General features: G+C 42.6%; 2 protein-coding genes. One reads left to right on the top strand and one right to left on the bottom strand.

Going from position 1 to position 502, the window contains the following annotated elements; translation table 11 throughout:
• Positions 1–359 (top strand): metallophosphoesterase family protein (locus ACFQY0_RS21465; protein WP_379717176.1); only part of this gene is annotated, 359 nt, incomplete at its 5' end.
• Here ACFQY0_RS21465 and ACFQY0_RS21460 read toward each other — a convergent pair.
• Positions 341–406, bottom strand: a complete 66-nt coding sequence (locus tag ACFQY0_RS21460) for a hypothetical protein (RefSeq protein WP_379717179.1) — start codon at positions 404–406, stop codon at positions 341–343. The genes ACFQY0_RS21465 and ACFQY0_RS21460 overlap by 19 nt on opposite strands.
• Between the last annotated feature and the right edge of the window lie 96 nt (positions 407–502).

The following is a 502-nucleotide window of genomic DNA, read 5'->3' as shown; positions in this document are numbered from 1 at the left end:
TCCAGCAATTTGGTGATCTTTACGGAGTGTATGGGAATGTAGATGGGGAAGATATGAAGCGGTTAGTCCCGAGGAGACAATTGCTGAATGTAGAAGGGTATAAAATAGGTGTCGTTCATGGACATGGAGAAAAGAAAACGACAGAAAAACGTGCAGCAGCTGAATTTGAAGAGGAGGATGTGGACTTGATCATCTTTGGACATTCCCACCTCCCTCTTCTAAAATTTTCAAAAAAAACAATGCTGTTCAATCCTGGTTCAGCTACTGATAAACGCAGACCACCTCATTATTCTTTTGGGAAAATCACGTTGAATAAAGGAATCACAGCTCAGCATATATTTTACGATTCATTAGACTGACAGTTTGGACAGTAATAGCAGCGACGCGATCCTGCTTTGAACTTCACGATTTCCGTTCCACATAATCGGCAGGGCAGTCCTTCCCGGTTGAACACCCAATGTCTGTATTGATATCGCTTGGCTCCTTCAGCTTTTAAGCGTTC

Source organism: Haloferula chungangensis (assembly GCF_042664875.1).
Taxonomy (GTDB): Bacteria; Verrucomicrobiota; Verrucomicrobiia; order Verrucomicrobiales; family Akkermansiaceae; genus Haloferula; species Haloferula chungangensis.
This window is presented reverse-complemented; position numbering and strand designations above follow the sequence as displayed.